The following is a 22,967-nucleotide window of genomic DNA, read 5'->3' on the forward strand; positions in this document are numbered from 1 at the left end:
TCGTATCCCTCTTTCATTTCCTGCGCTCTGCCATCTCTCTGACCAGAGCCTCCAGAAATTCGTTTTTATTATTCAGTCTGTCCAGAATCTCGACTGCTTTTTCAGAAAATTTCTTAACCTGCGCAGACGCTTCTTCGATTCCAAATAAGGTCACATACGTAACTTTGTTGTTTTTTTCATCACTGTGTGCCGGTTTGCCAAGTTCTTCGCTGGTACAGGTCACATCCAGAATGTCATCCTGAATCTGAAAAGCAAGACCAATTGCCGACGCAGCTTCCCCGATCAGCTTCGTCTGTTCTTCATCGGCACCTGCAAGTACGGCACCGGTCATCATGGATGCTTCAAGCAGCGCAGAAGTCTTGTGTTCATAGATATAATCAAGCGTTGCCTTATCGATCGGTTTGCCGTCATTTTCCACGTCGACACTCTGACCGCCAAGCATACCGTAAATGCCTGTCCGATCCGCCATGATCTGAAGCGCACGGATCACATGTACACTGTCTTCCGTCATGGAAAAAGCACGCAGCATGGTCTCATAGGCATAGTTTAAAAGGCTTACACCACTCAAAACGCCCATGGCTTCTCCGTAAACCTTATGTGTGGTAAGGCGGCCTCTGCGATAATCGTCATTGTCGATTGCCGGAAGGTCATCATGGATCAGCGAATGCGTGTGGATCATCTCGATACCTGCCATAAAAGGCTCCACAACTTCTCCCTCTCCTCCGAACAGACGGAATGTTTCCAGAAGAAGAATCGGACGAAGTCTCTTTCCGCCCGCGCACATACTGTAATTCATTGCCTGCGCCATCGTCAGGGCAAACCCTTCTTCCTCCGGCAGCCATTTACGTATCACTTCTTCCGCATAAGCGGTTCTCTGCTGTAATTCTTCTTTAAAATTCACGTAATGTTCCATCCTCATCCATCTGGAGCATCTTTTTTTCTACTGTGTCGAGTTTGCCGCTGCAGTATTTCAGAAGCTCCATTCCTTTTTTGTATAAACGAAAAGAGTCTTCCAGTGAAGTGTCACTGCTTTCAAGTTTTTCTGCAATGACGTCAAGCTCCTGAAAGACGTCTTCGATATTTTTTTCGTTATCTGTTGTCTGCTGTGCCATTTTCCCAGTCTTCCCTTCTGATATGCCGTATCTCTGCTTCAAGTACACCGTCTGTCACATTTACTTTTACGGTATCTCCCGGCTGTACCTGCTCTACGGAACGGATTCCTCGTCCCTGCTCATCAGCTACAAACGCATATCCCTGATTCAGCTTCTCCAGAGGTGAAAGTCCTCTGTAGCGTTCCAGACAGATGCCAAGCTGATGACGATATCCGAGTACCTTGTCCTGCATTGCCTTACGAATCCTGTTTTCGTTATCAATCAGGCGCTGCCGGCTGTCACGGAGCTTTCCTTCCGGACTTAAATACTGCATCCGCATCTGATATTTTGCAAGTTTCATGCGGTACAGTTCGAGTTTTCCATTCATTCCACGCTCAAGGCGTTCACGTCCGATTCGGATTTCCTGCATGATCTGCCTGAAATCGTCAACAGCCAGTTCTGCTGCCGCCGATGGTGTCGGTGCACGCAGATCAGATACAAAATCAGCGATCGTAAAATCCGTCTCATGTCCTACCGCGGAGATGATCGGTGTCCTGCATTCAAAGATTGCACGGGCAACCTTCTCTTCGTTAAAAGCCCACAGATCCTCGATTGAGCCGCCGCCACGTCCTACAATGATCGTATCCACGCCTGCCTGATCCAGCATATGGATTCCGTGCACGATACTGTCTGCCGCACCCTCGCCCTGAACCAGTGCCGGATACAAAATAATCTGAAGATATGGATTCCTCCTCAGTGAAATATTGCGGATATCCTGAACAGCAGCACCGGTCGGTGCAGTAACCACACCAAGTCTGTGAATATAGTGCGGAATGGGCTGCTTATATTCTTCGGCAAACATTCCCATTTCTTCGAGTTCTGCCTTTAATGCAAGAAAACGCTCGTAAAGTGCGCCTGCACCTTCGAGTGTGATCTCTTTTGCATAAAGCTGATATCTGCCGTCTCTTTCATAAACATCCACTGCTCCGCCGACAACGACACGGTCGCCGTCTTTCATACGGAACGCAAGTCCCCTCCTGTGTCCTGCAAACATGACGCAGGAAAGCACAACAGTCTCATCCTTCAGTGAAAAATAGATGTGGCCGCTGGTGTGATATTTGCAGTTGGAGACTTCTCCCTTGACATAGATCTTCTGCAGGATAAAATCCTGCGTAAACATGTTCTTTACATATCGGTTGATCTGTCCGACTGAAAAAATGTTTTTCATTTTATTCTTATTCTGCGCTTTCTTCAGGCGCTTTCCTGTGATCTTTCTTTGAAGACCGGATAATGATCTTTGCAGAATGTGTCTGACGGCGCGGATGTTTCGGTTCTTCACCGGAATCTTTCTTACCACTTGCGATCTTGCCAAGGACACCGTTTACAAAGGAGCCGGAATCTTCTCCGCCAAAAAGTTTAGCAAGCTCAACAGCTTCGTTGATCGCTACTCCGACCGGAACATCCTCGTCCATTTTCATTTCATAAACTGCCAGACGCAGAGCGGTCAGATCCACGCGATTCATACGTGTAGTCTTCCATCCGCGGCTGTAATCATTCAGGATTTCGTCGATTTCCTCCAGATGTTCCAGAATGTGGTCGTATTTCTGCTGGATAGCTTCCTGATCTTTCTCGCTGACTTCGCCAAGTCCTTCGAAATAGATGGAAAGCTGTTCCGGCATCTCGTTTTCTGTATTGAACTGTGTCATAAACAACAGTTTAAAGATATGTTCTCTCTGCTCGCTTCTTCGCATATTTCCTCCTAAAGAAAAAAGGAAAGGTTTACTTTCCTTTTTCGTTCTCCATATCAACACCTGTGATGCGGATGTTTACATCTGCAACTTCAAGGCCGGTCATATTTTCAATGGATGATTTTACTTTATCCTGAACTTTCTTGCTGACTTCAAGGATATTCTTGCCAAACTCGATGTTCAGTGTCAGATCTACGGTAACAACACCTTCCAGTACGGTTACCTTAACGCCTTTGGAAAGGTTCTTGACACCAAGCCTGCTTACCAGTTCGTTTGTGATATTGCCTTCCATGGAAGCAACACCGTCTACATCTGTCGCAGCAAGTCCGGCGATCACTGTCACTACTTCATCAGCGATCTTTACTTCGCCGATTCCTCCTACGTCCTGTAATTTATAAGTTGTTCTTTTTTCTGCCATTCCAATTCCTCCTGCGGATTCCGAATCGAATAATTGATGGTTTTAGTATATCAAATCTGACTGCAAATTAAAAGGTTTATTTACTGAATTCTGTAAGCACCAGATCCGGATTTCTGTCTTCGACCATACCCACGCTCCATGCATTGACAAACAGAAGCAGCGGATTTCCCTTCAGGTCTGTAACTTTCTTCATATCTGAAGTTCCGGAAATCTTTGCAACATCAACCTGCTCTTTATTTGCGATCCAGCGGATGTGTTCATATGGAAGGTTTTCCAGACGGATTTCTACGTTGTATTCATTTTCCAGTCGATATTTCAGAACGTCAAACTGAAGTACGCCGACAACGCCGACAATGATTTCTTCCATACCGGTATTGAACTCCTGGAAGATCTGAATGGCACCTTCCTGTGCAATCTGATTGATACCTTTGACAAACTGTTTACGTTTCATGGTATCGATCTGACGTACACGTGCAAAATGCTCCGGTGCGAAAGTCGGGATTCCTTCAAAAGCAAACTTCTTACCCGGTGCACAGATCGTATCACCGATGGAAAAGATACCCGGGTCAAACACACCGATGATATCTCCCGCATATGCCTCGTCTACCACATGACGGGACTCTGCCATCATCTGCTGCGGCTGAAGAAGTCTCATCTTCTTTTCGCCCTGTACATGATAAACTTCCTGAGAAGCATCAAATTTGCCGGAACAGATACGCATAAATGCAATTCTGTCTCTGTGTGCTTTGTTCATATTTGCCTGGATCTTAAATACAAATGCAGAAAAATCATCAGACATCGGATCGATCTCACCCTCATCGGATACTCGCGGAAGCGGAGAAGTCGTCATCTTGAGGAAGTGCTCCAGAAATGTCTCAACACCAAAGTTTGTCAGCGCAGAACCGAAAAATACCGGTGTCATATTTCCTTTACTTACCTGTTCCTGATCAAAATCAACGCTTGCGCCATCCAGAAGCTCAATCTCTTCCATAAGCTGTTCTCTCTGATCCGGATCTACAATGTCATCAAGACGTGCATCATCGATATCGATTTCCTCAATGACACCTTCCTTTGTTCCCTTCTGTGTATCAGAGAAAGTCAGGACTTTGTGTGTGTTTCTGTCATAGACTCCGCGGAATTTCTTACCGGAACCGATCGGCCAGTTGATCGGACATGTCGCAATTCCGAGTTCTTTTTCTATTTCATCAAGAAGGTCGAACGTGTCATTTGCATCACGGTCCATTTTATTGATAAATGTAAAAATAGGAATGTGGCGCATAACGCAGACTTTGAATAACTTTCTTGTCTGTGCCTCCACACCTTTGCTTCCGTCGATAACCATGACTGCAGAATCGGCAGCCATCAGTGTACGATAGGTATCCTCGGAGAAATCCTGATGTCCCGGTGTATCCAGAATGTTGATGCAATACCCATCATAATGAAACTGTAGTACGGAAGAGGTTACGGAAATACCTCTCTCTTTCTCTATTTCCATCCAGTCAGATACTGCATGGCGGGCTGTGGCTTTACCCTTAACGCTGCCTGCCAGATTAATGGCACCTCCATACAGCAGGAACTTCTCTGTCAGAGTCGTCTTACCTGCATCCGGGTGGGAGATAATGGCAAAGGTTCTTCTTTTTTCTATTTCTTTCGCATACTTAGACACGTTTTGCCTCCTGTCTATTATCCATTTTCCAATTTCTATACAACTTTTTATTCTAGTATATAGAATACCCTGATGTCAAGAAAATTCGAAGCACAGCTTCATAACGCTGCAAACTCAGTATACCTGCAGAAAAGCTGCCCCGAAACAGCATCTCGCACATTTCCGGGCAGCCTGCATTTAATCGTAGATCCCTTCTGTCACGATCTCCTCTCCTGAAGTCTCCTGATCGTCGTATGTAGCTGTTTCTTCCGTCTGATTCTCTGCTGCCGTTCCGTCATCTGCCGTGTCTTCGGAAACAGATGTATCTTCCGAAGCAGTGGTATCTTCGCTTTCATTTAATGGCGTGATCACGATATTCTCCGGTGCGATGCCAGTCTTACGTTTTACGATATCCTCGATCTGCGCACGTCTGGAATCTTCCAGATCTGCTTCCGGTACTACCACATCCGCGGTCTCACCGGTCAGATTCACCACTGTATTTTCAAACCCTTTCGCTTCAAGAAGCATTTCTGCTGCCGCCTCTTTTTCTGCGATCTCGGTCATTTGCACCATGGTATTGACCGCTTCCTGTTTCTGTTCATCCCCTACTTCTGTGTTGTTCAGAATCTCCTGCAGATCTGCTTTGCTCTGTGAACGCACCTGTTCCCTCGAAAGTTTCGCCTGCGCTGCAAAATCCGATGCTCCTGTCAGTACCGCTTCCCCCGGTGTACTGCCGTCTTCCGGCACTTCTGCCGTTTCTGTGACACTGTTTTCATCTGCTACCGCAGACTCATCACTCAGATCATAATCCACCTGATCAAGAATACTGCTGCTCTCCGTACTTGCTTCTTTTTCGCCAAATCCCAGATCCACATCTGCAAAATTCAGATAACCGGCTATCGCGATCAATATCGCCAGTGAGGTGATAATGACCTGATTTTTTCTGATCACTTTTTTCAATTTTTACTCCTCATTTCATTTTCATTATTCTAATTTTATGCGCATCGATCTGAAATAATGCCATCACCGCCTGCTGAATCTTCTGAACGGTTAACGCGTTGTCTGCCCCTTCCGCAACGATCAGAACGCCCGTAACTTCGGTTTCTCCGGCACTATAAACACCCTGTCCGCCGTCCTCCATAAGCATCACTTTTACCTTGCCGACTCCTTCTGCATTTTCCAGAAGATTCTCCAGCTTTTCTTCAAGCTCCGACTTCTGCTCCTGTATTGTCTGCGGAGCTGTCAAAAGCTTTTCACCTGCTGTATCACTGTTTCCCTTCGATACCGGAAGTGCGATCACCATCAGAAGAAGTCCCGCCAGCAATACAACTGTCCATCGCTGCCTGTTCATCCCCTGAATCCATGATCTGACAGTTTTTTTCTTCGATGCCGAAGTTTCTGCCGAGCGCATCGTTCAGCCCCCTTTCCTGCTCCTCCGCCAGTTTTTCTTCTATATAAAGCACAGCCGATACCGTCTCTCCTTCTATATGTACGACTGCATCGGTTAGTTTTATTCCGTTTTTTTTGCAAAGTGCCGCGATTTCTGTTTCGATTTCCCGGCAATAACCTTCACGCAGATAAAAATCCTGAAGGTTTTCTGCTTCCTCTGTCTCAAGTGTCTGCATTTCCTGTGTATATCTGTCGGAAAAAATTCCTGCCAGTTCGCTCCCCCGCCCGAAAACGGCAAAAACAGGTGTACACAGAATATAAATCAGAAGCAGCCCCATAAACGAACGGATGTAACGCTCATATTTTGAGTCCGGAATCAGATGCAGAACAGCAGAAAAAAGAATATAAAAAACTGCCAGCGTTTTTACCCACTGATAAAAAGATTCTTTCATATATTATGCGCCTCCTCCCACACTCGTCATCAGGATCACAAAATCCAGCATGCACAGTACCTCCGCGGTAAAAAGCACTTTCAGAAGCATCGCACAGCCCTCCCCCATAGTTGCCAGCGACTCGACGATTCTTTTATCCGAGACGGGCTGCGCCACCGCCGCAAGAAAACGATACACCAGTGACTGCAGTCCGTAATGGATCACCGGCCCGACACCAACCGCCACAAATGCCAGAAGGATCACGACGCCCAGACAGTTGCGCACCAGCACCGCACTTGTCAGCACAAGTTCCGTCACCATATTGACTGCGTTCCCGATCCCCGGAAGCGCACCGGCCGCCCTTCCGACCATACTCCGTTTCAGAGTATCGATGACCGGAGCCACGAGATTGCGCACTACCTGAAGTCCGACAACTGCCCCGAGCATGGTCTTAAGTCCCCAGTTCACGACAGTTTTTAATAGTTCTGCCATCCGATCCAGCATTTCTTCTTTTGACAGATGGTTAATAAGCGATAACAAAACATACATTCCGACTCCCGGAAGCAATATGCCAAGAAGAAGGCTCTGCACCAGCCAGACAAGCAAAAGCACTCCTTCATAAAAAACTGCCGCACTGGTCGTCCCCGCTGAGACAGAAACTGTCAGAAAATAAGCAGGAGCCAACACCCGCATAAATTCCGCCATCCAGGAAAGGACATTTTGAAGTGCCCGGCTCATGCCGGAAAAAGAATCCATACAGACCATAAAAAGCAATAAATACACCACATAAAAACAGGTGTCTCCGATCTGTCCGTTATCAAAAACTGCCGCAAAATTCGAAAAAACTGCCGCGAGTAAAATCAGCAGCAGTATCCTGATATAAAGTCCTTTTTGTTTTTCAATCTGTCCGAAAAAGAGGCGGTAAAAAATCCCCTGCAGATCTTTTTCAGAAAAAATCTTTTCCCCTCTTGTCAGACTGACCAGTATATCTGTGAGTGAAAAACTATTTTCTCCGAGCATGTCATCCAACATCTTTTGCACCTGCATAAGTTCCAGATCATCGAGGAGATTTTGCACAGTATCAGTCTGAGTAATTTCCGATTGCAGGTCTGTTTCCATAGTGTCGGATTGCGGATTTGTTTCTGTTTTTGCAATAATCTGCCCTGTCTCTGCACGTACACAAGCCGACGGTAAAATCCATGTAAAAGTCAGCAATAACAGCAGCCAGATAACATATCTGCTCTTCCATTTATCCCGCCAGGCTCCTCCAGTCCCTTTTGCCAGTCTCTTCATGTCAGAAACTCCTGAATCGTCTCGAGCAGTGCCAGAAGGATCGGCATGCTCAAAACCATGACCGACAATTTACAGAATAGCTCGATCTGCGCCGCAGTTGCCTGATGTCCGGCATCTTTGCAGATTCCGGCTGAAAACTGTCCGATATATGTGATTCCCACCATTTTGATCAGCGTATAAAAATATTCCTGATCAACTGAAATACTTTTTTGCAAATTTCCCAGTGTCTGAAAAAGATATTCCAGTTTTCCCACGGCAAGTCCGAGAATCATGATTCCGATTCCCATCGTGATAAACGCTGTATACTCCGCGCGTGTTCCTTTCAGGAAAAATCCCATGATCACACCACACATACCAAGCATAGAAACCCGGATGATATCCATACTGCCTCCTTCCTCAGATCACAAACAATTTCTGAATACTCTGAAACAGTTCATAAATATAGGGAACGATCCAGAAAAGAACGATGAGAAGGCCTGCAAGGCTGACCATAAATGCCTGCTCGTCCCTCCCGCTGTGTTTCAGCACCTGCGACAGAATGGAAACCAGAATGCCGACCGCCGCTATTTTAAATATGATCGTGACTTCCATTCCACGCCCCCTTCCGCCAGATTTCATTCTCCTACCAAAACAGAATCGCAAGCATTGCACCGCCTAAAACTCCCAGACTGTGATACAGTTTTTTCTTTGCCGGAGCAGCCTCCTTCGCCTTCTGTATCATCCGCTCGAATTCATCTTCATAGAGAGAAAGCTGCCGAAGCTGCATCTCCCGGTCAAGATAACCCAGCCGTTCTCCAAGCTGTGCGATGCGTTCCTGTTCTTCTGCTGACAGCGCATTTTCCTTAAGATATTTCTTTGCACATTGCTGTATGATCCTGCCCGGATCTTCTACTTGCCTGTTTTCCATTTTTTCAGATACTGCTTTCAGAAAAGCAGCATATCCCTCTGAGCAATGCATCGCGGTTTCACGAAACGCATCCGGAAGTGAACTTCCCCCATAGCGGATCTCACCTTTCAGGCAGATGATCACCTGTAAAAATTCCTCCAGTGCCTGTATATGTTCGGACAGTTTCCGACTCTCCTGACAGCCCATTCCGGCCGATGCAAGAAATACCAGAAATGCCCCGATGGCTCTCAGCATGGTTTCCCTTTCCCGTCCAGAATATGTACGGTCCTGCCGTTTCGGTTCTGCCTGCCAAGTATGATGTAGCGTTCAAAAACCTGCATGTTTTTCAGTTTCTGGAAAAAGGGCTGCTCCATGATATCCTCGAGTGAATTTCCATGCGCCGTCGCAAGAAGTGTGCAGCCACAGTGAATCACGGATTCCACTGCCCGGAAATCCTCTTCTTTGCCAAGCTCGTCCACCGCCACAACTGCCGGTGACATTGAACGGATCAAAAGCTGCATTCCTTCCGCTTTCGGACATCCGTCCAGCACATCGGTACGCATACCCACATCGTTCTGCGGAACTCCCTGATAGCATCCTGCCAGTTCTCCTCTCTCATCGACCAGTCCGACCGTCATTCCCGGAAACTTCTCATTCCCGTTACTGATCTGACGCACGATATCCCGAAGAAGCGTCGTCTTGCCACAGCCCGGTGGTGAGATCAGAAGTGTATGACAGATTTTTTCTTTTTTTCGGATAAAAGGCATCACCGCATCTGCACACCCGAGAATCTGGTGCGCAAGCCGGACATTGATACAGGAAATATATTTGATACTGCGAATATTTCCCCGATCAAGAATGACCTTGCCGGTCACGCCCACACGGTGTCCACCCTGTACACTGATATAACCCTGACGCAGCTCATCTTCACACGCATACAGAGAATATCCGCTGATGTACTCCAGTGTTTCCTTAAGGTCCTGTCTGGTCACCAGATAGGGGACATCCTTTGTTCGGAGGAATTTTTCGCCGCTGTCATAGCAAAGAAATACCGGTCGCCCCACCCGAAGGCGGATCTCGTAAATTCGCTCATAATCCCGCGGTGCTTCCAGAAGAAGCTTCCTGATATTGCCTGCAAAAAGATTCTTTACCTGTTCCGCCCTGATCGTCCTCACCCTCTCTTACACATAATATATGTAATGGTTTCGGATTTAGTACAGCCGTCAAAAGCTTCTTTCGGATTTTCTTTTTACACGAAAAAACCTCCCACATTAACTGTAGAAGGTTTCTGTTTCCATTGCGATCCCCATTCCCAGAATACACCAGAATAACGGCGAAACTGCTAAATTTGAATCATTTGCCAGTCCCATAAGCAGAAATCCTGTAACGCTTAAAAGAATCCCTGTCCTGAACATGGCTTTTTCTCTGTTTTTTTCTGTTTTTGCATTTCTGACTGCAATTCTGATATAGTGCAGGAAGAACATCAACAGACATATCCCGGAAAGGATTCCCGTCTGCAGTGCACTTTGCAGAAAAATCGCTCCTGTCCGATGCAATTTTCCGCTCCGTCAAAGAAGCTAAAATTCTCCTGTTCCAACCCAACTCAGTATCGGTGTATAAGCACCATCTCTCCAACCCATTTCCCGCTTTATCTACAAAATCCCTGTGGCACTCTCACCACAGGGATCATATATATATGCATTTACGGAAGCTGTACATCGACATGCTCCCACCGCAGCTCCAGCGGATCCTGTGACCAGACAGCACCGCTGTAGCCTTCCTCTAATTCTAAAAGTATATAGGAACCTTCCTCCAGTGAAATCGTCCGAAGATCTCTCGAAAGCCCCTCTCCAGTCCATTTGATGTAGGCCTCCCGAAGTACCCACTGTGTAAAAAAAGCTTTTTCTGGTTCATCCGCATCCAGAATCTCCCGGATCATATCCTGTGGAACCATCCGTTCCAGCATCCGCTCATAATTTGCCTTACGGTGCTGCTGCACATCAATTCCCACTTCCTGACCGGCAAGAATGCACATTACGTACTTGCCGGAATGGGTGATGTTGTAATGGATCTTCGGCTGCAGGATCAAAAATGGTTTTCCGTGCTCTCCTGTCGCCCTCGGCTCCTCCTTAAGCTTCAGACCATATTCTCTTAAAAGGCCTGTTTCAAGAAGCTTTTCCCCGATCATGTGCTCCATATTTTTGTGTTCGTACTGCTGTGCAACCTCTGTAAAAAAAATAACCGCCTTCATACTCCAGCCTCCTTTAAGAACCGGGATGGTTCCCGTTTCTTCTCATACTGCTGTCTTACGTAACACAGAGTCAGCTCTTTTCTGGCACGTGTCATTCCCACATAAAAAAGTCTCCGTTCCTCCTCGATTGCCGGTTCCAGAACAGCTTTTTTGTACGGCATGCTCCCTTCATTTACATTGAGGATGTACACCCTGTCGTATTCCAGGCCCTTAACTCCGTGAAGAGTGGAAATCAGAACGCCCTCCCTTTCTTTTTCCTGTTTGCGTGCCTGCTCTTCCAGCTTCTGTGTATAATCCTCTATGTAATCTTCCCATTCTTTCAGGCTGTCCATGCCCTTCGTACTCTCGGTCAGCCGATCCAGAATTTCACTTAACTCTTCTGGTTTTATTTTACGATACTCTGCATATTCACGCAAGTATTCTTCATATCCCATACCTTTTCTGATAAAATTTATCGCCGCATATGGTGCCAGTCCTTTCAGAATCCGCAGGTGCGTCTCCAGTGTAGTAAGCCGGTCACACATCCAGTCTTTATCCTTGTAACATTCTTTTAGCTGATCAAAAGATATTTCTGGTGAAAGCGACAGAGCATCCCTCGCTATATACCGGTTCGGACGGTTCATAAATTCCAGAAAATTTTTCCTGCTCCTGTCTCCGTTTGCAAAACGCATATAAGCAAGCAGATTCCGACAGATCCAGTGATGAAAAAGATTCGGCAGTTTTTCTTTCATATAGAATGGCACCTGCCGTTCCATCAGCGCTCCGACCAGCCCTTCCGCCTCCTGATTGGTACGGAGAAGAAGTGCCGTATCTTTCAGATCATCTCCCTTTTCCATCCTCCCACGAAGCCGCGCTACCACAGAAAGATATTCTTCCCGCGGATTCTGGTATTCGCTTATAGTTACTTCGCATCCTTCCTGATTCGGTGTCGAAAGATTCTTCTGAAATCTCTTTTTATTTGACCCGATCAGGCGAAGTGCCGAAGAAAGAATCCTGCCGCTGCAGCGATAATTCACATCCAGCGTGACCGTCTCCGCCTTCGGATAATCTTTCGTAAAATTAAGCATGATCTCCGGTCTTGCCCCGCGGAAATGATAGATGGACTGATCATCGTCCCCGACAATAAAAAGATTGTCCTGCGGTTTCGCCAGCATCCGCACAATGTCATACTGAAGCTGGTTGATATCCTGAAACTCATCGACCAGAATGTACTGAAATTTATTCTGCCATGCCGCCAGAATGTCCTTCCTCTGAACAAAAAGCTCATAGCAGTAGAGAAGCATATCATCAAAGTCCAGCTTGCGCCGTGCCTGACATGTCTGACAATAACCGCTGTAGATCTGTCGGAATACTTCATCCGGGCAGCAGGAAGAATAATAATATTCCAGAGAGATCCGATTTCCCTTGACCACACTGATCTCTTTTGCGATTTCTTCCGGGAAGTCACCTTCTTCTGCCAGATCTCCCCCGTAATTCAGAATCAGTTCTTTTAAAATCCCGGATTTTTCTTCTTCTGACAAAATATTAGCTGCTGTGAATCCATATGCCTGTTTCAGGATTCCATAAAAAACACCATGGAATGTTCCAAAGGTCACCCTGGTCGCAGTCTGACCTGTAAACTTCAGAAAACGTTCCTTCATTTCCTTTGCGGCCGCTCTGGAAAAAGTAACTACGAGAATGTTTTCCGGCGGAATCTTCCCCTCATCAGTCATATATGCAGTTCTTTCTACGATTACGGAAGTTTTCCCCGAACCGGGGCCTGCCAGAACCATCATAGGTCCTGACAGGTGGGCGATTGCCCTTGATTGAGATGGATTTCGTTTCATATTTATCAGCTGAGCTTTTCGATAGCTGCCTTTACACGTTTCAGTGTTTCTTCTTTACCGATGATCTCCATGATCTCTGTAGCACCTGCCGGTGTCATCTGTTTGCCGGATACTGCTGTACGCAGAGGCCACATTACATAGCCGTTCTTGTATCCTTTTTCTTTTACAAATGCGCTTAAGGACGCAAACAGCGGATCATTGGTATAATCTTCCTGAGCTTCCAGAACCGGAAGTACTTCTTTCAGGACAGCAAGAGAAGTTTCTTCGTTTGTTTTCATTTTCTTGTGGCAGTACATTGCAGAATCGTATTCCGGTACTTCCTCAAAGAAATCAATCAGAGCCGGAATATCCGGGAATGTCTCAATTCTTGTCTGAACCATACCTGCGATCTTGCGGAAGTTGTAATCTTTCCTGAGTACTTCTTTCATGTATGGCAGTGCTCTCTCATAGAATTCTTCCGGATCCATTTTCTTAATGTATTCGCCATTCATCCAGCGAAGCTTGGTGATATCAAATACAGCCGGTGATTTGCTGATGTGATGATAATCAAAAGCTTTGACCAGTTCCGGGAGGGAGAAGATCTCACAGTTGTCCTGCGGGCTCCATCCGAGAAGTGCAACAAAGTTTACGATTGCTTCTGTCACAAATCCCTGCTCCAGAAGATCCTCATAGGAAGAATGTCCGGAACGTTTGGACAGCTTCTGATGCTCTTCGTTTGTGATCAACGGACAATGCACATAGACCGGAATATCCCATCCGAATGCTTCATAAATACGGTTGTATTTCGGTGCAGAAGAAAGGTACTCATTTCCTCTGACTACATGTGTGATTCCCATAAGATGGTCATCTACAACATTTGCAAAATTGTAAGTCGGGTATCCGTCGGATTTGATCAGGATCAGATCCTCCATCTCCTCGTTGTTTACAGTGATATCACCATAGATAACATCATGGAAAGTGGTGGTTCCTTCTGTCGGCATATTGAAACGGATAACATGCGGCTCGCCTGCATCCAGACGCTTCTGTACTTCTTCTTTGGACAGGTGCAGACATCTCTTGTCATAGATAGAAATCTCTTTGCCTGCAACGACACGTTTCATGGATTCCAGTTCTTCCGGTCCGCAGAAACAATAATAAGCATCACCCTGCTCAATAAGCTGTTTTGCATATTTCAGATAAAGGCCGGATGCCTGTCTCTCACTCTGTACATATGGTCCGACACCGCCGTCCTTGTCCGGTCCTTCGTCATGAAGCAATCCGGTGTTTTTCATGGTACGGTAGATGATATCGACTGCACCTTCCATATAACGCTCCTGATCGGTATCCTCAATACGGAGGATAAAATCTCCGTCCTCGTGTTTTGCGATAAGATATGCATAGAGCGCTGTACGAAGATTACCGACATGCATTCTTCCTGTCGGGCTCGGTGCAAATCTGGTTCTGATTTTTGTCATCGTTCTTTCCTTCCTTTCAAAATGTAAAACCCCTGAGACACTGCTGCCTCAGGGAATGTTTTAAAACTTATGCTTCAATACCTCTGCCTCTGAGATATTCGATCACATCTCCCACAGTTGCCAGCTCTGTAAGTTCTTCGGCAGGTATCTCTATATTGTACTCATCCTCAAGAGCCATTACCAGTTCAAAAAGGTCGAGAGAATCTGCACCAAGATCATCTTTAAAAGAAGTGTCTGCGGTAATTTCACTTTCTTCACAGTTTAACTGCTGCGCAATCATTTTTCTCATTTCTTCTAACATTGCTTTTCTCCTTTATCAAGTAACTTATCTCTGCTTTGATGTGCAAAGTATATATTCTGGAAAAGTATTTGTCAATAGATTTTCCAGATTTTAGAGAAGCCTTTCAGGCTCTTTAAACTTAATCTGTCTTGCCACGCTTAAGGCAAGTCCCATCTCCGACATCAGGAACACGATCGAGGTACCTCCGTAACTGACGAGCGGCAGTGTGACACCGGTATTTGGCATCAGATTTAACACAACCGCAATGTTAAAAATAACCTGCAGTGCAATATGGATAAAAATACCGCTGACCATCAGCGAACCAAACATGTCCGGTGCATTCTGTGCGATGAAAAACAGCCGGTACAGAAGGTATGCAAACAACAGTAAAAGAATGATTCCACCCAGGATACCAAGCTCCTCACACACAATCGAAAAGATCATATCATTCTGTGCTTCCGGTACACTTCCGAGCTTCTGGATACTGTTACCAAGACCGCGGCCGAGAAATCCGCCGGAACCGATCGCATACAGTGCCTGAATCGTCTGATAACCATCACCTGATGCAAAATCTTCCGGGTGCAGCCATACAAGAATACGGCGCAGACGGAAACTGGAACTCGTCTCAAGAGAAGAGCTTAAGATCATAACAAAAATAATGATCAGCACAATACCTACTCCTGCTGCAATCAGGAAAGGCTTCACCTTCGGATGCGCAATGAAGATCAGTCCCATCGTGATGCAGAAAATGATGATCGCGGTACTTAAGTTATCGGTACATGCATATGCCAGAAATGCAAGTGCACTTCCGCTTCCTGCGAGGATCATAAATGCCTTGAGCGTTTTGATATTCCTGCCCATATTGACGATCATATAGGACAGGCACACAATAACGGCAATCTTTGCAACCTCGGATGGCTGAAAGGACAGAGGGCCGAGATTCAGCCAGCGCCTTGCACCATTCGCCGTTCTTCCGAGAGGTGTCTTAACCAGAATCATCAAAATAGCTGCCATTCCGTACAGCACCCCGGTAAATTTCGTCAGAATATGATAGTCGATCTGTGAAATCCCAAGTGCTATGATAATACAGCCAAAACTGATTGCCGCCTGTTTTTTGAAGTAATACATGTCATCACCGTAATTCAGCTCTGCCATGTAGGAACTGGTACTGTAAAGCATGACCAGACCAAAACATGTCAAAAGAATGATAACAGCGAGAAGACTGTAATCATAGTAATCTGTTTTCTTTTTTGTTTTTGGTTTTTTAATTGCTTTTTTTTCTCTGCTCATAATGTACAGTATAGCAGACTCCTTTTCTAACCGCAAGAAAAAACAGGGAAACGGCACACAATCCGTTTCCCTGTCTGTCACATCATTTTTGATTATTTGTCGCTGTCGTTATCGATGGCTGCTGTCTCGATCACAAATTTGACATTTCCATCCATGCCGGTGGATTTTCCACTGAAGGAAGTGTAAGCATTGTCATCGGAACGGATCGCATCGAAGCGGTCCATAAGATCCTGAAGATCATCTTCTACAAGATCAGACAGCTTCTTGATACCTTCATCGTCGAATTTCTTTGTTCCGTCTGCAAGCTCTTTTGCTCCGTCAGAAAGGCTCTTGATACCAGCCTTAACCTGTGTACTTCCGCTGCTGAGTGTTGCTGTTCCGCTTACAAGCTGCTGTGCACCGGATGCAAGCTGTGCCGCTCCACTTGTCAGTGTACCGCTGTTTGCTGAAAGCTGGGATGCTCCGCTTGTCAGCGTACCGCTGTTTGCAGCAAGCTGAGATGCTCCGCCTGTCAGTGTCTTGCCACTTGTCTCAAGCTGTGTTGCACCGCTCTTGATCGTCCTGTTGTTCCTTGTAAGCTGTTTTGCACCGGAAAGAAGCTGGTCGATACCTTTCAGGAGAGTGGATTTATAACCAGTCTGTAAAGCTTTTGCTCCGTCTGCCAGTTTTTTTACACCTGTCTGGAGATCTGTAACATTCTTATTGTTTTCTCCCAGAATGTCCGGAAGCTCTTTTGCAAGTGCTCCAACCTTCGTCGCTACTGCACCGGCCGCAGCCTCCAGAGATGGCTGTTCCTTACTTCCAACTGTTCCCATCGCCTGCAGTGTCTGTGCTCCTGCTGCCAGTTTCTGTGCATCTTCACCTTCAACTAACGTGGTAAGACCTGCATCAATTCCATCTACATACTGCTTAATTGCAGTAAGACCTGCTACTGTCTGTGCATCATCCTGTTTCTGTGTATCATCCGCATTCAGTGTTGTAAGACCGCTTTCAATCTGAGACAAACCGCTCTGAAGCTGTGCTGCGGCATCACCAACTGCGGCAGCCTGTTCACTCTGTGAGCTGACTGCTCCTGCTGCCTCCTGTACGGCTGCTGCCTGCTCATTCAGTCCGGAAACCTGACCAGCATGTGCTTCCAGACTTGCCACACCGCCCTGTGCGGTAGCCACACCACCGGAAATTGCACCGATTGCACTCTGTACTGCACTGTTTACAGCAGCTGCTGTTGCTTCATCCATGGAAGAAGTATCAATACTGCTTAAGATATCAATTGCGGAGCTTGCACTGTCCAGACCTGCTGAGATCGTACCTGCATCTCCCTGAAGAGCATCGCCGGTTCCTGCTGCCGCACTGACTGCACTTGCTGCTGCGTTTAACTGATCCGCTGCAGAAGTTCCTGCTACAGCTGATACAGAGTTTGCTGCTGCCTGTGCAGTTGCAAGACCGTCTTCAATCTGCTGTGTACCTGCTTCCGGAGAACTGCTGCCACCTGGAACCATACTGTCAACCAGCTTTTTCAGGGCATCTGTATTTTCTTTCGCACTTTTTACTCCCGGCATATAAGAATTAAGTAATCCATTTGCCAAATCGCCTGTACTTTTTGCAAAGCTCTGTGTACTCTGTGCAAATGTAATGATATCACTTAAATCCTGCGGTAAAGTCTCTAAACTTCCAGCCAATTTTTCGACCAGTCCGGAAACCCTTGTATTTAATTCATCCGTGCCTTTTACCAGATCATTCATTCCCTGTGTAAACTCTTTGGCAAGACCATTCTTTAATGTCTGAATTCCTTTCTGAAGAGTAGCAGCTCCATCTACATAAGTTTTTACACCGGAAGTCAGGGTATTGCTTCCTGCTACATACTGACTCACACCACTTGTCAATGTATCTGCTCCTGCAACATACTGTTTTACACCACCTGCCAGAGTATCCGCTCCTGATGTATAAGAAGATACGCCGCTGCTGAGTGTTGACGCACCACTTGAAAGCGTGCTGACGCCACTTGACAGCGTTCCGATTCCGGAATCAAATTCCTGATATTTTTCATCAAGTGTGGAAGCTCCGTCAGAAAGCTCCTTGCTTCCGTCAACCAGTTTGGTTGCCGCATCTGTCAGATCATTCATGGAATCCTTAAGATCGTCCAGGCCGTCTACATCATCCAGATTCAGAGAATTAAGAAGATCTGTCAGTGCAAATGTAAATGTTGAGCTCATACTGAAATCAGTAACATCCGCTTCCATTGTAAAACCTTCCGGAATATCCAGATCAATGTCCTCATCAATGCTCTTGAGGTCAAGGCTTTCAGACAATCCCGGCATACCTACACCGATTGCAATATTTCGCTGTCCGTCGGAAAGAACTTTACCATTGTCAATTGTGACATTTGTGAAATTATCAGTAGGAAGAATCATGGCTGTTGCCATAACAAACGGTGCATAGACGTCTGTTGTTTTCTTTCCTACTTTTGTTTTGTTCTTAACATTATTTGTATAATTTACTTCAATTTTCAGGTGACCGCTCTTGCCGCCAAGATCACTCGGACTTACCTGTACACCGTCCAGATAATATTTGATTTCCATAGATACAGGAAGATCTTTATTCGTAGTTCCCTGATAATAGATATCTTTATCCTCTGTATTCCATGTCAGATTGGAACCATCCTGTTCAAAAGTCTCATCACCTTTGACATTCTTGATATCTTTCAGGTCTGACTCATCGCTTAAATCTCCTGCCGATGCAGAGTTTTTCAGCCAGTCAGATACTGTAATATCCTCCGGCGTTCCGTCTGCTGCCGCATTTACATATACGGTTTCTTCTTTTGAAATATCTGTATCAGCTGCAAGTATCGGGCTTGCACCCATTACAACTGTCATTCCTACTGCCACAGAAGCTGCCACTGCTTTTTTTCTGTTTCTGTTCATGTTTTACGACTCCTTTTCCAGCCATTGGCTTCATTTATATATTTCAATCATCTTGTACGTATTTTGTTATTTCTTATCCGGTAAGAATCCTTTGGATGTATGAACAATGATCGGGTCAAATACCATAAACATTGCCGGCAGAATCAGCAATACTACGATCGTACTGATCACCGCGCCTCTTGCAAGAAGGGTACAGATGGAACCGATCATATCAACCTGTGAATAAAGGGCAACACCGAATGTTGCGGCAAAGAAACTGCATCCACTGACAATGATTGACTTCATGGAGAATTTATGTGCAATGGAAATTGCGTCTTTCTTTGTCTTTCCGAGGTGTCTCTGTTTCTGGTAATTACTTGTCATCAGAATCGCATAATCAACGGTTGCTCCAAGCTGGATCGCACCGATAACGATACTTGCCACGAATGGAAGTGTAACACCCTGATAATAAGGAATTGCCATGTTTACAAAAATCGCAAACTCAATAACTGCCAGAAGGATGAAAGGCAGTGAGATTGATTTGAATACAAACAGGATGATCACAAAGATTGCTGCCATGGAGAGGATATTTACTCTCTGGAGGTCTACGTCTGTCGTATCCTGAAGGTCTTTCATCAATGGTGCTTCACCGATGACCATAGATTCCGGACTGTAGGATTTGACGATCTCCTGAATCTTGTCAAGCTGTGCGTTACATTCATCTGTTGCTGATGAATACTCGGAACATACAAACTGTACTTCATAGTTACCGGACTGAAGCATTTCTTTGATATTGGAAGGAATCATAGATTCCGGAAATGTCGGTCCGATCAGGGAATTCATACCCAATGACCATTTCACTCCGTCAACTTTATCAATCTTGTCAAGCATCTGTGTCTTCTGTTTGCTGTCCAGTCCGTTTTTCAGAAGCACCATATGTACGGTACTCATATCGAAATCTTCTTTCAGTTTATCATTGGCAACATTACTTGCCAGTGTAGACGGAAGAGATTTATCAATATTGTAATAGATCTGTGTATGGTTGTTTCCGTAAATTGCAGGATACAGAAGTACGAGGAAAACAATCAGCCATACTTTATAATGTTTTGTAATAAATCCGGATGCTTTATCAAGGCTCGGGATCAGAGCTTTGTGTTTGGTCTTTTCGATTGCTCCGTCAAATACAAGGATCATTGCCGGAAGAACGGTAACACAACAGATAACACCGATGACAACACCCTTCGCCATAACGATACCCATGTCACGTCCAAGTGCAAATGTCATAACACAAAGTGCAAGGAAACCGGCAATTGTTGTAACGGAACTTCCTGCTACGGATTTAAAAGTATCTCCGATCGCATGTGCCATCGCACGTTCTTTTTCATCGTATTTCTTCTTATAAGCTTCAAAGGAGTTCAGAAGGAAAATGGAATAGTCCATTGTTACACCAAGCTGAAGCACTGCTGTCAGTGATTTTGTGATGTAGCACACCTGACCGAAGAAAATATTACTTCCGAGGTTATATACAACCGCAAGTCCTACACTGATCAGGAATAATACCGGAATTACCAGTGAGTCCATCGCAAGAAGCAGAACCAGAAGTGAAAGGCACGCAGCAATCACAACGTAGATCGGCATCTCTTCCAGGGCAATGTTCTTGATGTCGGTTACGACTCCTGACATACCACTGATATAGCACTGCTCATTTGCAATCTTGCGCATATCTGTGACTGCTTCCATTGCTGCATCGGAAGATGTCGTATTATCAAACAGTGCGATCATCATCGTTGCATCTCCGTTAAAGAATGCGTCTTTGAATTTATCAGGAATCATGCTTACCGGGATGCTTAAATCAGCTACACTGTCATACCACAGCACATCTTTCACATGATCTACATCCTGAAATTTTTCCTTTAATGCCGCTACGTCTTTCAGATCCATATTTTCGACAACTACCATGGAGAATGCACCCATTCCGAATTCATCCACCATGATGTCCTGACCTTCTACTGTCTCCAGAGAATCCGGCAGATAACTTAAGATATCGTAGTTGACTCTCGTTGCCGCCATTCCCAGGAATGATGGTATCAGCAGAAGCATACTGATTATTACGATCAGGACTTTATGCTTCGCAATCCATTTTCCAACCTTAATCATCATATCCTCCTTATTGACTATTTTTTTCATTTATGACTAGTAGTCACTTTTTATTCATACAGAGTTATATACCAAAACTGACCATTAGTCAATATACGTTTTGACCAATGTGTCCAAAAATTCTTTTGTATTTTTTGTAATATTGACTTTCGGTCAGTTTTGACTATAATAAATAACGAAGTTGTTTTTCGTAATTTAGAGGGAGGTTTTCTGATGGGAAAAGTAGAATCAAATAAGAAACAGAAAAAAGATGCTCTGTTTAACACTGCATTTGAGCTTTTTACCACAAAGGGCACAAATAAAACTACGATCTCAGATATCGCAGACAAAGCCGGTGTCGCCAAGGGAACCTTCTATCTGTATTTTAAAGATAAATATGATATAAGAAACAAATTAGTTTCCTATAAAACAAAAGAACTTTTTTACCGGGCCTATCAGTCGGTTCTCGAACATGAAATTTCAGGATTTGACAACCAGCTTCATTTTATGGTTGATTTTATTCTGGACAGTCTCGAGCAGGATTATGCCCTTCTTGTTTTTATTTCCAAGAATCTTTCATGGGGCGTTTTTCAGGCAGCTCTCGATGATAAGATGCCGGACAGTGATCAGCAGTTTTATCAGCAGTATCTCGAATTAATAAAAAAAGATGGCCGTACTTACGACCATCCTGATCTGATGCTTTTCTCTGTTATTGAACTTGCAAGCTCCACCTGCTACAGCTGTATTCTTTATCAGCAGCCGGTTTCACTTGCCGAATATCGTCCTTATATGCACCGGACGATCGATGCGATCCTGACAAGTTTTGAATCAAAGGGACTTTAATTTTCCGTCCTGCTGCGCTTTTTCAAGAAGTTCCACAATTCTGTGATTTGCACTTCCTATAATTATACCTGCATTGATAACACTTTCGCAGGAATCCATCAATTTCACAGCCTCTTCAAATGTCTGCTCGCTTATTTTCTCAAAAGGCTTTTCAGTTACTGTCTGTACTGCCAGAAGTCGTGCAAGCTGATAATCAATGTCATTCGGGTACAAAACCCCTGCCGCAAAAGGTATATTCTTACGCTGCAGCCTCCTGTAAACCGGTATTCCGCTTCCCCCGGAAGATATCACAAACACTTTTGGTTCTCCCTCTGGTCTCGGAAGTTCCAGACTGCCGAAGACCGGGTCAAAATACCCATTATCTATTCCATACAGCTCTCTGATCGTCTCCTCCTGAAAAATAGTTTCCGGTTTGCCGCAATGAGCAATCCTGTCGCCTTTGACGCAGATAATTTTATCTGCTACTTTTTCAGCCAGATCAATCTCATGAAGAGACATAATTACCGTAATTCCTTTTTTCTTCGCCATATTCCTGAGAATTGAGAGTAATTCCAGTTTATAACGTACATCCAGAAAAGATGTCGGCTCATCCAGAACAATAATCTCCGGTTCCTGACAAATTGCTCTTGCCAGAAGAACCCTCTGACGCTGTCCGTCACTGATCGCATTAAAATCTCGTTCTCCCAGCTCCTGTGCATGAACTGCCTCCATCGCCTCATCTACCTTCTGCTCATCTTCTCTGCTTAAGATTCCAAGTTTTCCGGTATATGGATAACGCCCCGTAGCAACAATATCATGACAGGTCATAAGTTCCGGTTTCATACGCTCTGTCAAAACGACCGCCATCTTGGTTGAAAGGTCACGAAAAGACAGTTTTGTCAGATTTTCTTCGGCAATAGTCACATTTCCTGAAATAATTTTCAGCTGTCTGGTAATACTCTTGAGAATCGTAGATTTTCCCGCACCATTTGGTCCGATCAGCGTCACGATTTCCCCCTTTTCAATCCCGATACAGATATCGTGGATCAGAGCCTTTCCATTGTAACCTACTGCCAGATTATTCATATTTATGTATTGTTCTGCCAT

23 protein-coding genes and 1 pseudogene are annotated in these 22,967 nt (G+C 45.1%); 1 reads left to right on the forward strand and 23 read right to left on the reverse strand.

The window, feature by feature from the left end; translation table 11 throughout:
• Positions 1-13: 13 nt before the first annotated feature.
• The 22 genes and pseudogenes from H8Z79_RS11060 to H8Z79_RS11165 all read right to left on the reverse strand — a co-directional run bounded on the left by H8Z79_RS11060 (position 14) and on the right by H8Z79_RS11165 (position 21,059).
• A complete protein-coding gene (locus H8Z79_RS11060) occupies positions 14-901 on the reverse strand; it encodes a polyprenyl synthetase family protein (RefSeq protein ID WP_118039239.1) in 888 nt (295 codons plus the stop codon).
• Positions 891-1,112 (reverse strand): exodeoxyribonuclease VII small subunit, encoded by a 222-nt coding sequence (xseB, locus tag H8Z79_RS11065; RefSeq protein ID WP_015541126.1) that lies wholly within the window; start codon positions 1,110-1,112, stop codon positions 891-893. Before xseB ends, H8Z79_RS11060 begins: the two co-directional genes overlap by 11 nt.
• Positions 1,090-2,319 (reverse strand): exodeoxyribonuclease VII large subunit, encoded by a 1,230-nt coding sequence (gene xseA, locus H8Z79_RS11070; RefSeq protein ID WP_187002841.1) that lies wholly within the window; start codon positions 2,317-2,319, stop codon positions 1,090-1,092. Before xseA ends, xseB begins: the two co-directional genes overlap by 23 nt.
• Before the next feature lie 130 nt (positions 2,320-2,449).
• Positions 2,450-2,842 (reverse strand): annotated as a pseudogene (gene nusB / locus H8Z79_RS11075) (transcription antitermination factor NusB); the annotation flags it as partial.
• A 28-nt stretch (positions 2,843-2,870) separates the two neighbouring features.
• Positions 2,871-3,257 (reverse strand): Asp23/Gls24 family envelope stress response protein, encoded by a 387-nt coding sequence (locus H8Z79_RS11080; RefSeq protein ID WP_015541123.1) that lies wholly within the window; start codon positions 3,255-3,257, stop codon positions 2,871-2,873.
• A 76-nt stretch (positions 3,258-3,333) separates the two neighbouring features.
• Positions 3,334-4,923 (reverse strand): peptide chain release factor 3, encoded by a 1,590-nt coding sequence (locus H8Z79_RS11085; protein WP_118039183.1) that lies wholly within the window; start codon positions 4,921-4,923, stop codon positions 3,334-3,336.
• 177 nt (positions 4,924-5,100) lie between these two features.
• Entirely contained in the window at positions 5,101-5,853 is a 753-nt protein-coding gene (locus H8Z79_RS11090; RefSeq protein ID WP_330421907.1) for a SpoIIIAH-like family protein, read from the reverse strand.
• A gap of 19 nt (positions 5,854-5,872) precedes the next feature.
• Complete coding sequence (locus H8Z79_RS11095) at positions 5,873-6,205, reverse strand: hypothetical protein (RefSeq protein ID WP_015541122.1); 333 nt, start codon at positions 6,203-6,205, stop codon at positions 5,873-5,875.
• A complete protein-coding gene (locus H8Z79_RS11100) occupies positions 6,168-6,743 on the reverse strand; it encodes a stage III sporulation protein AF (protein ID WP_015541121.1) in 576 nt (191 codons plus the stop codon). The genes H8Z79_RS11095 and H8Z79_RS11100 overlap by 38 nt, the downstream gene beginning before the upstream one ends.
• 3 nt (positions 6,744-6,746) lie before the next feature.
• Positions 6,747-8,015 (reverse strand): stage III sporulation protein AE, encoded by a 1,269-nt coding sequence (locus H8Z79_RS11105; protein WP_118039181.1) that lies wholly within the window; start codon positions 8,013-8,015, stop codon positions 6,747-6,749.
• Positions 8,012-8,398 (reverse strand): SpoIIIAC/SpoIIIAD family protein, encoded by a 387-nt coding sequence (locus tag H8Z79_RS11110; RefSeq protein ID WP_015541119.1) that lies wholly within the window; start codon positions 8,396-8,398, stop codon positions 8,012-8,014. The genes H8Z79_RS11105 and H8Z79_RS11110 overlap by 4 nt, the downstream gene beginning before the upstream one ends.
• A gap of 13 nt (positions 8,399-8,411) precedes the next feature.
• Positions 8,412-8,606, reverse strand: a complete 195-nt coding sequence (gene spoIIIAC / locus H8Z79_RS11115) for a stage III sporulation protein AC (protein WP_015541118.1) — start codon at positions 8,604-8,606, stop codon at positions 8,412-8,414.
• 31 nt (positions 8,607-8,637) lie between these two features.
• Positions 8,638-9,156, reverse strand: coding sequence for a stage III sporulation protein AB (locus tag H8Z79_RS11120; RefSeq protein WP_118039180.1), 519 nt, complete (start codon positions 9,154-9,156; stop codon positions 8,638-8,640).
• Positions 9,150-10,076, reverse strand: a complete 927-nt coding sequence (gene spoIIIAA / locus H8Z79_RS11125; RefSeq protein WP_330360613.1) for a stage III sporulation protein AA — start codon at positions 10,074-10,076, stop codon at positions 9,150-9,152. Before spoIIIAA ends, H8Z79_RS11120 begins: the two co-directional genes overlap by 7 nt.
• A gap of 96 nt (positions 10,077-10,172) precedes the next feature.
• Positions 10,173-10,457, reverse strand: a complete 285-nt coding sequence (locus H8Z79_RS11130; RefSeq protein WP_118039179.1) for a hypothetical protein — start codon at positions 10,455-10,457, stop codon at positions 10,173-10,175.
• A 146-nt stretch (positions 10,458-10,603) separates the two neighbouring features.
• The gene (locus tag H8Z79_RS11135; protein ID WP_118039178.1) at positions 10,604-11,152 is read right to left on the reverse strand and encodes a 4'-phosphopantetheinyl transferase family protein; all 549 of its coding nucleotides are present in this window, start codon (positions 11,150-11,152) and stop codon (positions 10,604-10,606) included.
• Entirely contained in the window at positions 11,149-12,978 is a 1,830-nt protein-coding gene (locus H8Z79_RS11140; protein WP_118039177.1) for an ATP-dependent helicase, read from the reverse strand. Before H8Z79_RS11140 ends, H8Z79_RS11135 begins: the two co-directional genes overlap by 4 nt.
• Before the next feature lie 5 nt (positions 12,979-12,983).
• A complete protein-coding gene (gene gltX / locus H8Z79_RS11145; protein ID WP_118039176.1) occupies positions 12,984-14,432 on the reverse strand; it encodes a glutamate--tRNA ligase in 1,449 nt (482 codons plus the stop codon).
• Positions 14,433-14,499: 67 nt separating this feature from the next.
• The gene (acpP, locus tag H8Z79_RS11150; RefSeq protein WP_015541113.1) at positions 14,500-14,733 is read right to left on the reverse strand and encodes an acyl carrier protein; all 234 of its coding nucleotides are present in this window, start codon (positions 14,731-14,733) and stop codon (positions 14,500-14,502) included.
• 90 nt (positions 14,734-14,823) lie between these two features.
• The gene (locus tag H8Z79_RS11155) at positions 14,824-16,002 is read right to left on the reverse strand and encodes an FtsW/RodA/SpoVE family cell cycle protein (RefSeq protein WP_118039175.1); all 1,179 of its coding nucleotides are present in this window, start codon (positions 16,000-16,002) and stop codon (positions 14,824-14,826) included.
• A 92-nt stretch (positions 16,003-16,094) separates the two neighbouring features.
• The gene (locus H8Z79_RS11160; protein ID WP_118039174.1) at positions 16,095-18,923 is read right to left on the reverse strand and encodes a methyl-accepting chemotaxis protein; all 2,829 of its coding nucleotides are present in this window, start codon (positions 18,921-18,923) and stop codon (positions 16,095-16,097) included.
• Between the two features lie 66 nt (positions 18,924-18,989).
• Positions 18,990-21,059, reverse strand: coding sequence for an efflux RND transporter permease subunit (locus tag H8Z79_RS11165; RefSeq protein ID WP_015541110.1), 2,070 nt, complete (start codon positions 21,057-21,059; stop codon positions 18,990-18,992).
• Between the two features lie 213 nt (positions 21,060-21,272).
• Between H8Z79_RS11165 and H8Z79_RS11170 the strand changes: the two genes are divergently transcribed.
• The gene (locus H8Z79_RS11170; RefSeq protein ID WP_118039173.1) at positions 21,273-21,881 is read left to right on the forward strand and encodes a TetR/AcrR family transcriptional regulator; all 609 of its coding nucleotides are present in this window, start codon (positions 21,273-21,275) and stop codon (positions 21,879-21,881) included.
• Here the strand turns inward: H8Z79_RS11170 and H8Z79_RS11175 are convergent.
• Complete coding sequence (locus H8Z79_RS11175) at positions 21,867-22,967, reverse strand: ABC transporter ATP-binding protein (RefSeq protein ID WP_118039172.1); 1,101 nt, start codon at positions 22,965-22,967, stop codon at positions 21,867-21,869. The two genes, H8Z79_RS11170 and H8Z79_RS11175, sit on opposite strands and share 15 nt — an antisense overlap.

It is taken from the genome of Blautia intestinalis, assembly GCF_014297355.1.
Taxonomy (GTDB): domain Bacteria; phylum Bacillota; class Clostridia; order Lachnospirales; family Lachnospiraceae; genus Blautia_A; species Blautia_A intestinalis.

Coding starts and splice junctions, on each gene's coding strand:
- xseB (WP_015541126.1), bottom strand. CDS start 1,112: ATGGCACAGCAGACAACAGATAACGAAAAAAATATCGAAGACGTCTTT.
- xseA (WP_187002841.1), bottom strand. CDS start 2,319: ATGAAAAACATTTTTTCAGTCGGACAGATCAACCGATATGTAAAGAAC.
- H8Z79_RS11080 (WP_015541123.1), bottom strand. CDS start 3,257: ATGGCAGAAAAAAGAACAACTTATAAATTACAGGACGTAGGAGGAATC.
- H8Z79_RS11095 (WP_015541122.1), bottom strand. CDS start 6,205: ATGGTGATCGCACTTCCGGTATCGAAGGGAAACAGTGATACAGCAGGT.
- H8Z79_RS11100 (WP_015541121.1), bottom strand. CDS start 6,743: ATGAAAGAATCTTTTTATCAGTGGGTAAAAACGCTGGCAGTTTTTTAT.
- H8Z79_RS11105 (WP_118039181.1), bottom strand. CDS start 8,015: ATGAAGAGACTGGCAAAAGGGACTGGAGGAGCCTGGCGGGATAAATGG.
- H8Z79_RS11110 (WP_015541119.1), bottom strand. CDS start 8,398: ATGGATATCATCCGGGTTTCTATGCTTGGTATGTGTGGTGTGATCATG.
- spoIIIAC (WP_015541118.1), bottom strand. CDS start 8,606: ATGGAAGTCACGATCATATTTAAAATAGCGGCGGTCGGCATTCTGGTT.
- H8Z79_RS11120 (WP_118039180.1), bottom strand. CDS start 9,156: ATGCTGAGAGCCATCGGGGCATTTCTGGTATTTCTTGCATCGGCCGGA.
- H8Z79_RS11135 (WP_118039178.1), bottom strand. CDS start 11,152: ATGAAGGCGGTTATTTTTTTTACAGAGGTTGCACAGCAGTACGAACAC.
- H8Z79_RS11140 (WP_118039177.1), bottom strand. CDS start 12,978: ATGAAACGAAATCCATCTCAATCAAGGGCAATCGCCCACCTGTCAGGA.
- gltX (WP_118039176.1), bottom strand. CDS start 14,432: ATGACAAAAATCAGAACCAGATTTGCACCGAGCCCGACAGGAAGAATG.
- acpP (WP_015541113.1), bottom strand. CDS start 14,733: ATGTTAGAAGAAATGAGAAAAATGATTGCGCAGCAGTTAAACTGTGAA.
- H8Z79_RS11155 (WP_118039175.1), bottom strand. CDS start 16,002: ATGAGCAGAGAAAAAAAAGCAATTAAAAAACCAAAAACAAAAAAGAAA.
- H8Z79_RS11160 (WP_118039174.1), bottom strand. CDS start 18,923: ATGAACAGAAACAGAAAAAAAGCAGTGGCAGCTTCTGTGGCAGTAGGA.
- H8Z79_RS11165 (WP_015541110.1), bottom strand. CDS start 21,059: ATGATTAAGGTTGGAAAATGGATTGCGAAGCATAAAGTCCTGATCGTA.
- H8Z79_RS11170 (WP_118039173.1), top strand. CDS start 21,273: ATGGGAAAAGTAGAATCAAATAAGAAACAGAAAAAAGATGCTCTGTTT.
- H8Z79_RS11175 (WP_118039172.1), bottom strand. CDS start 22,967: ATGGCAGAACAATACATAAATATGAATAATCTGGCAGTAGGTTACAAT.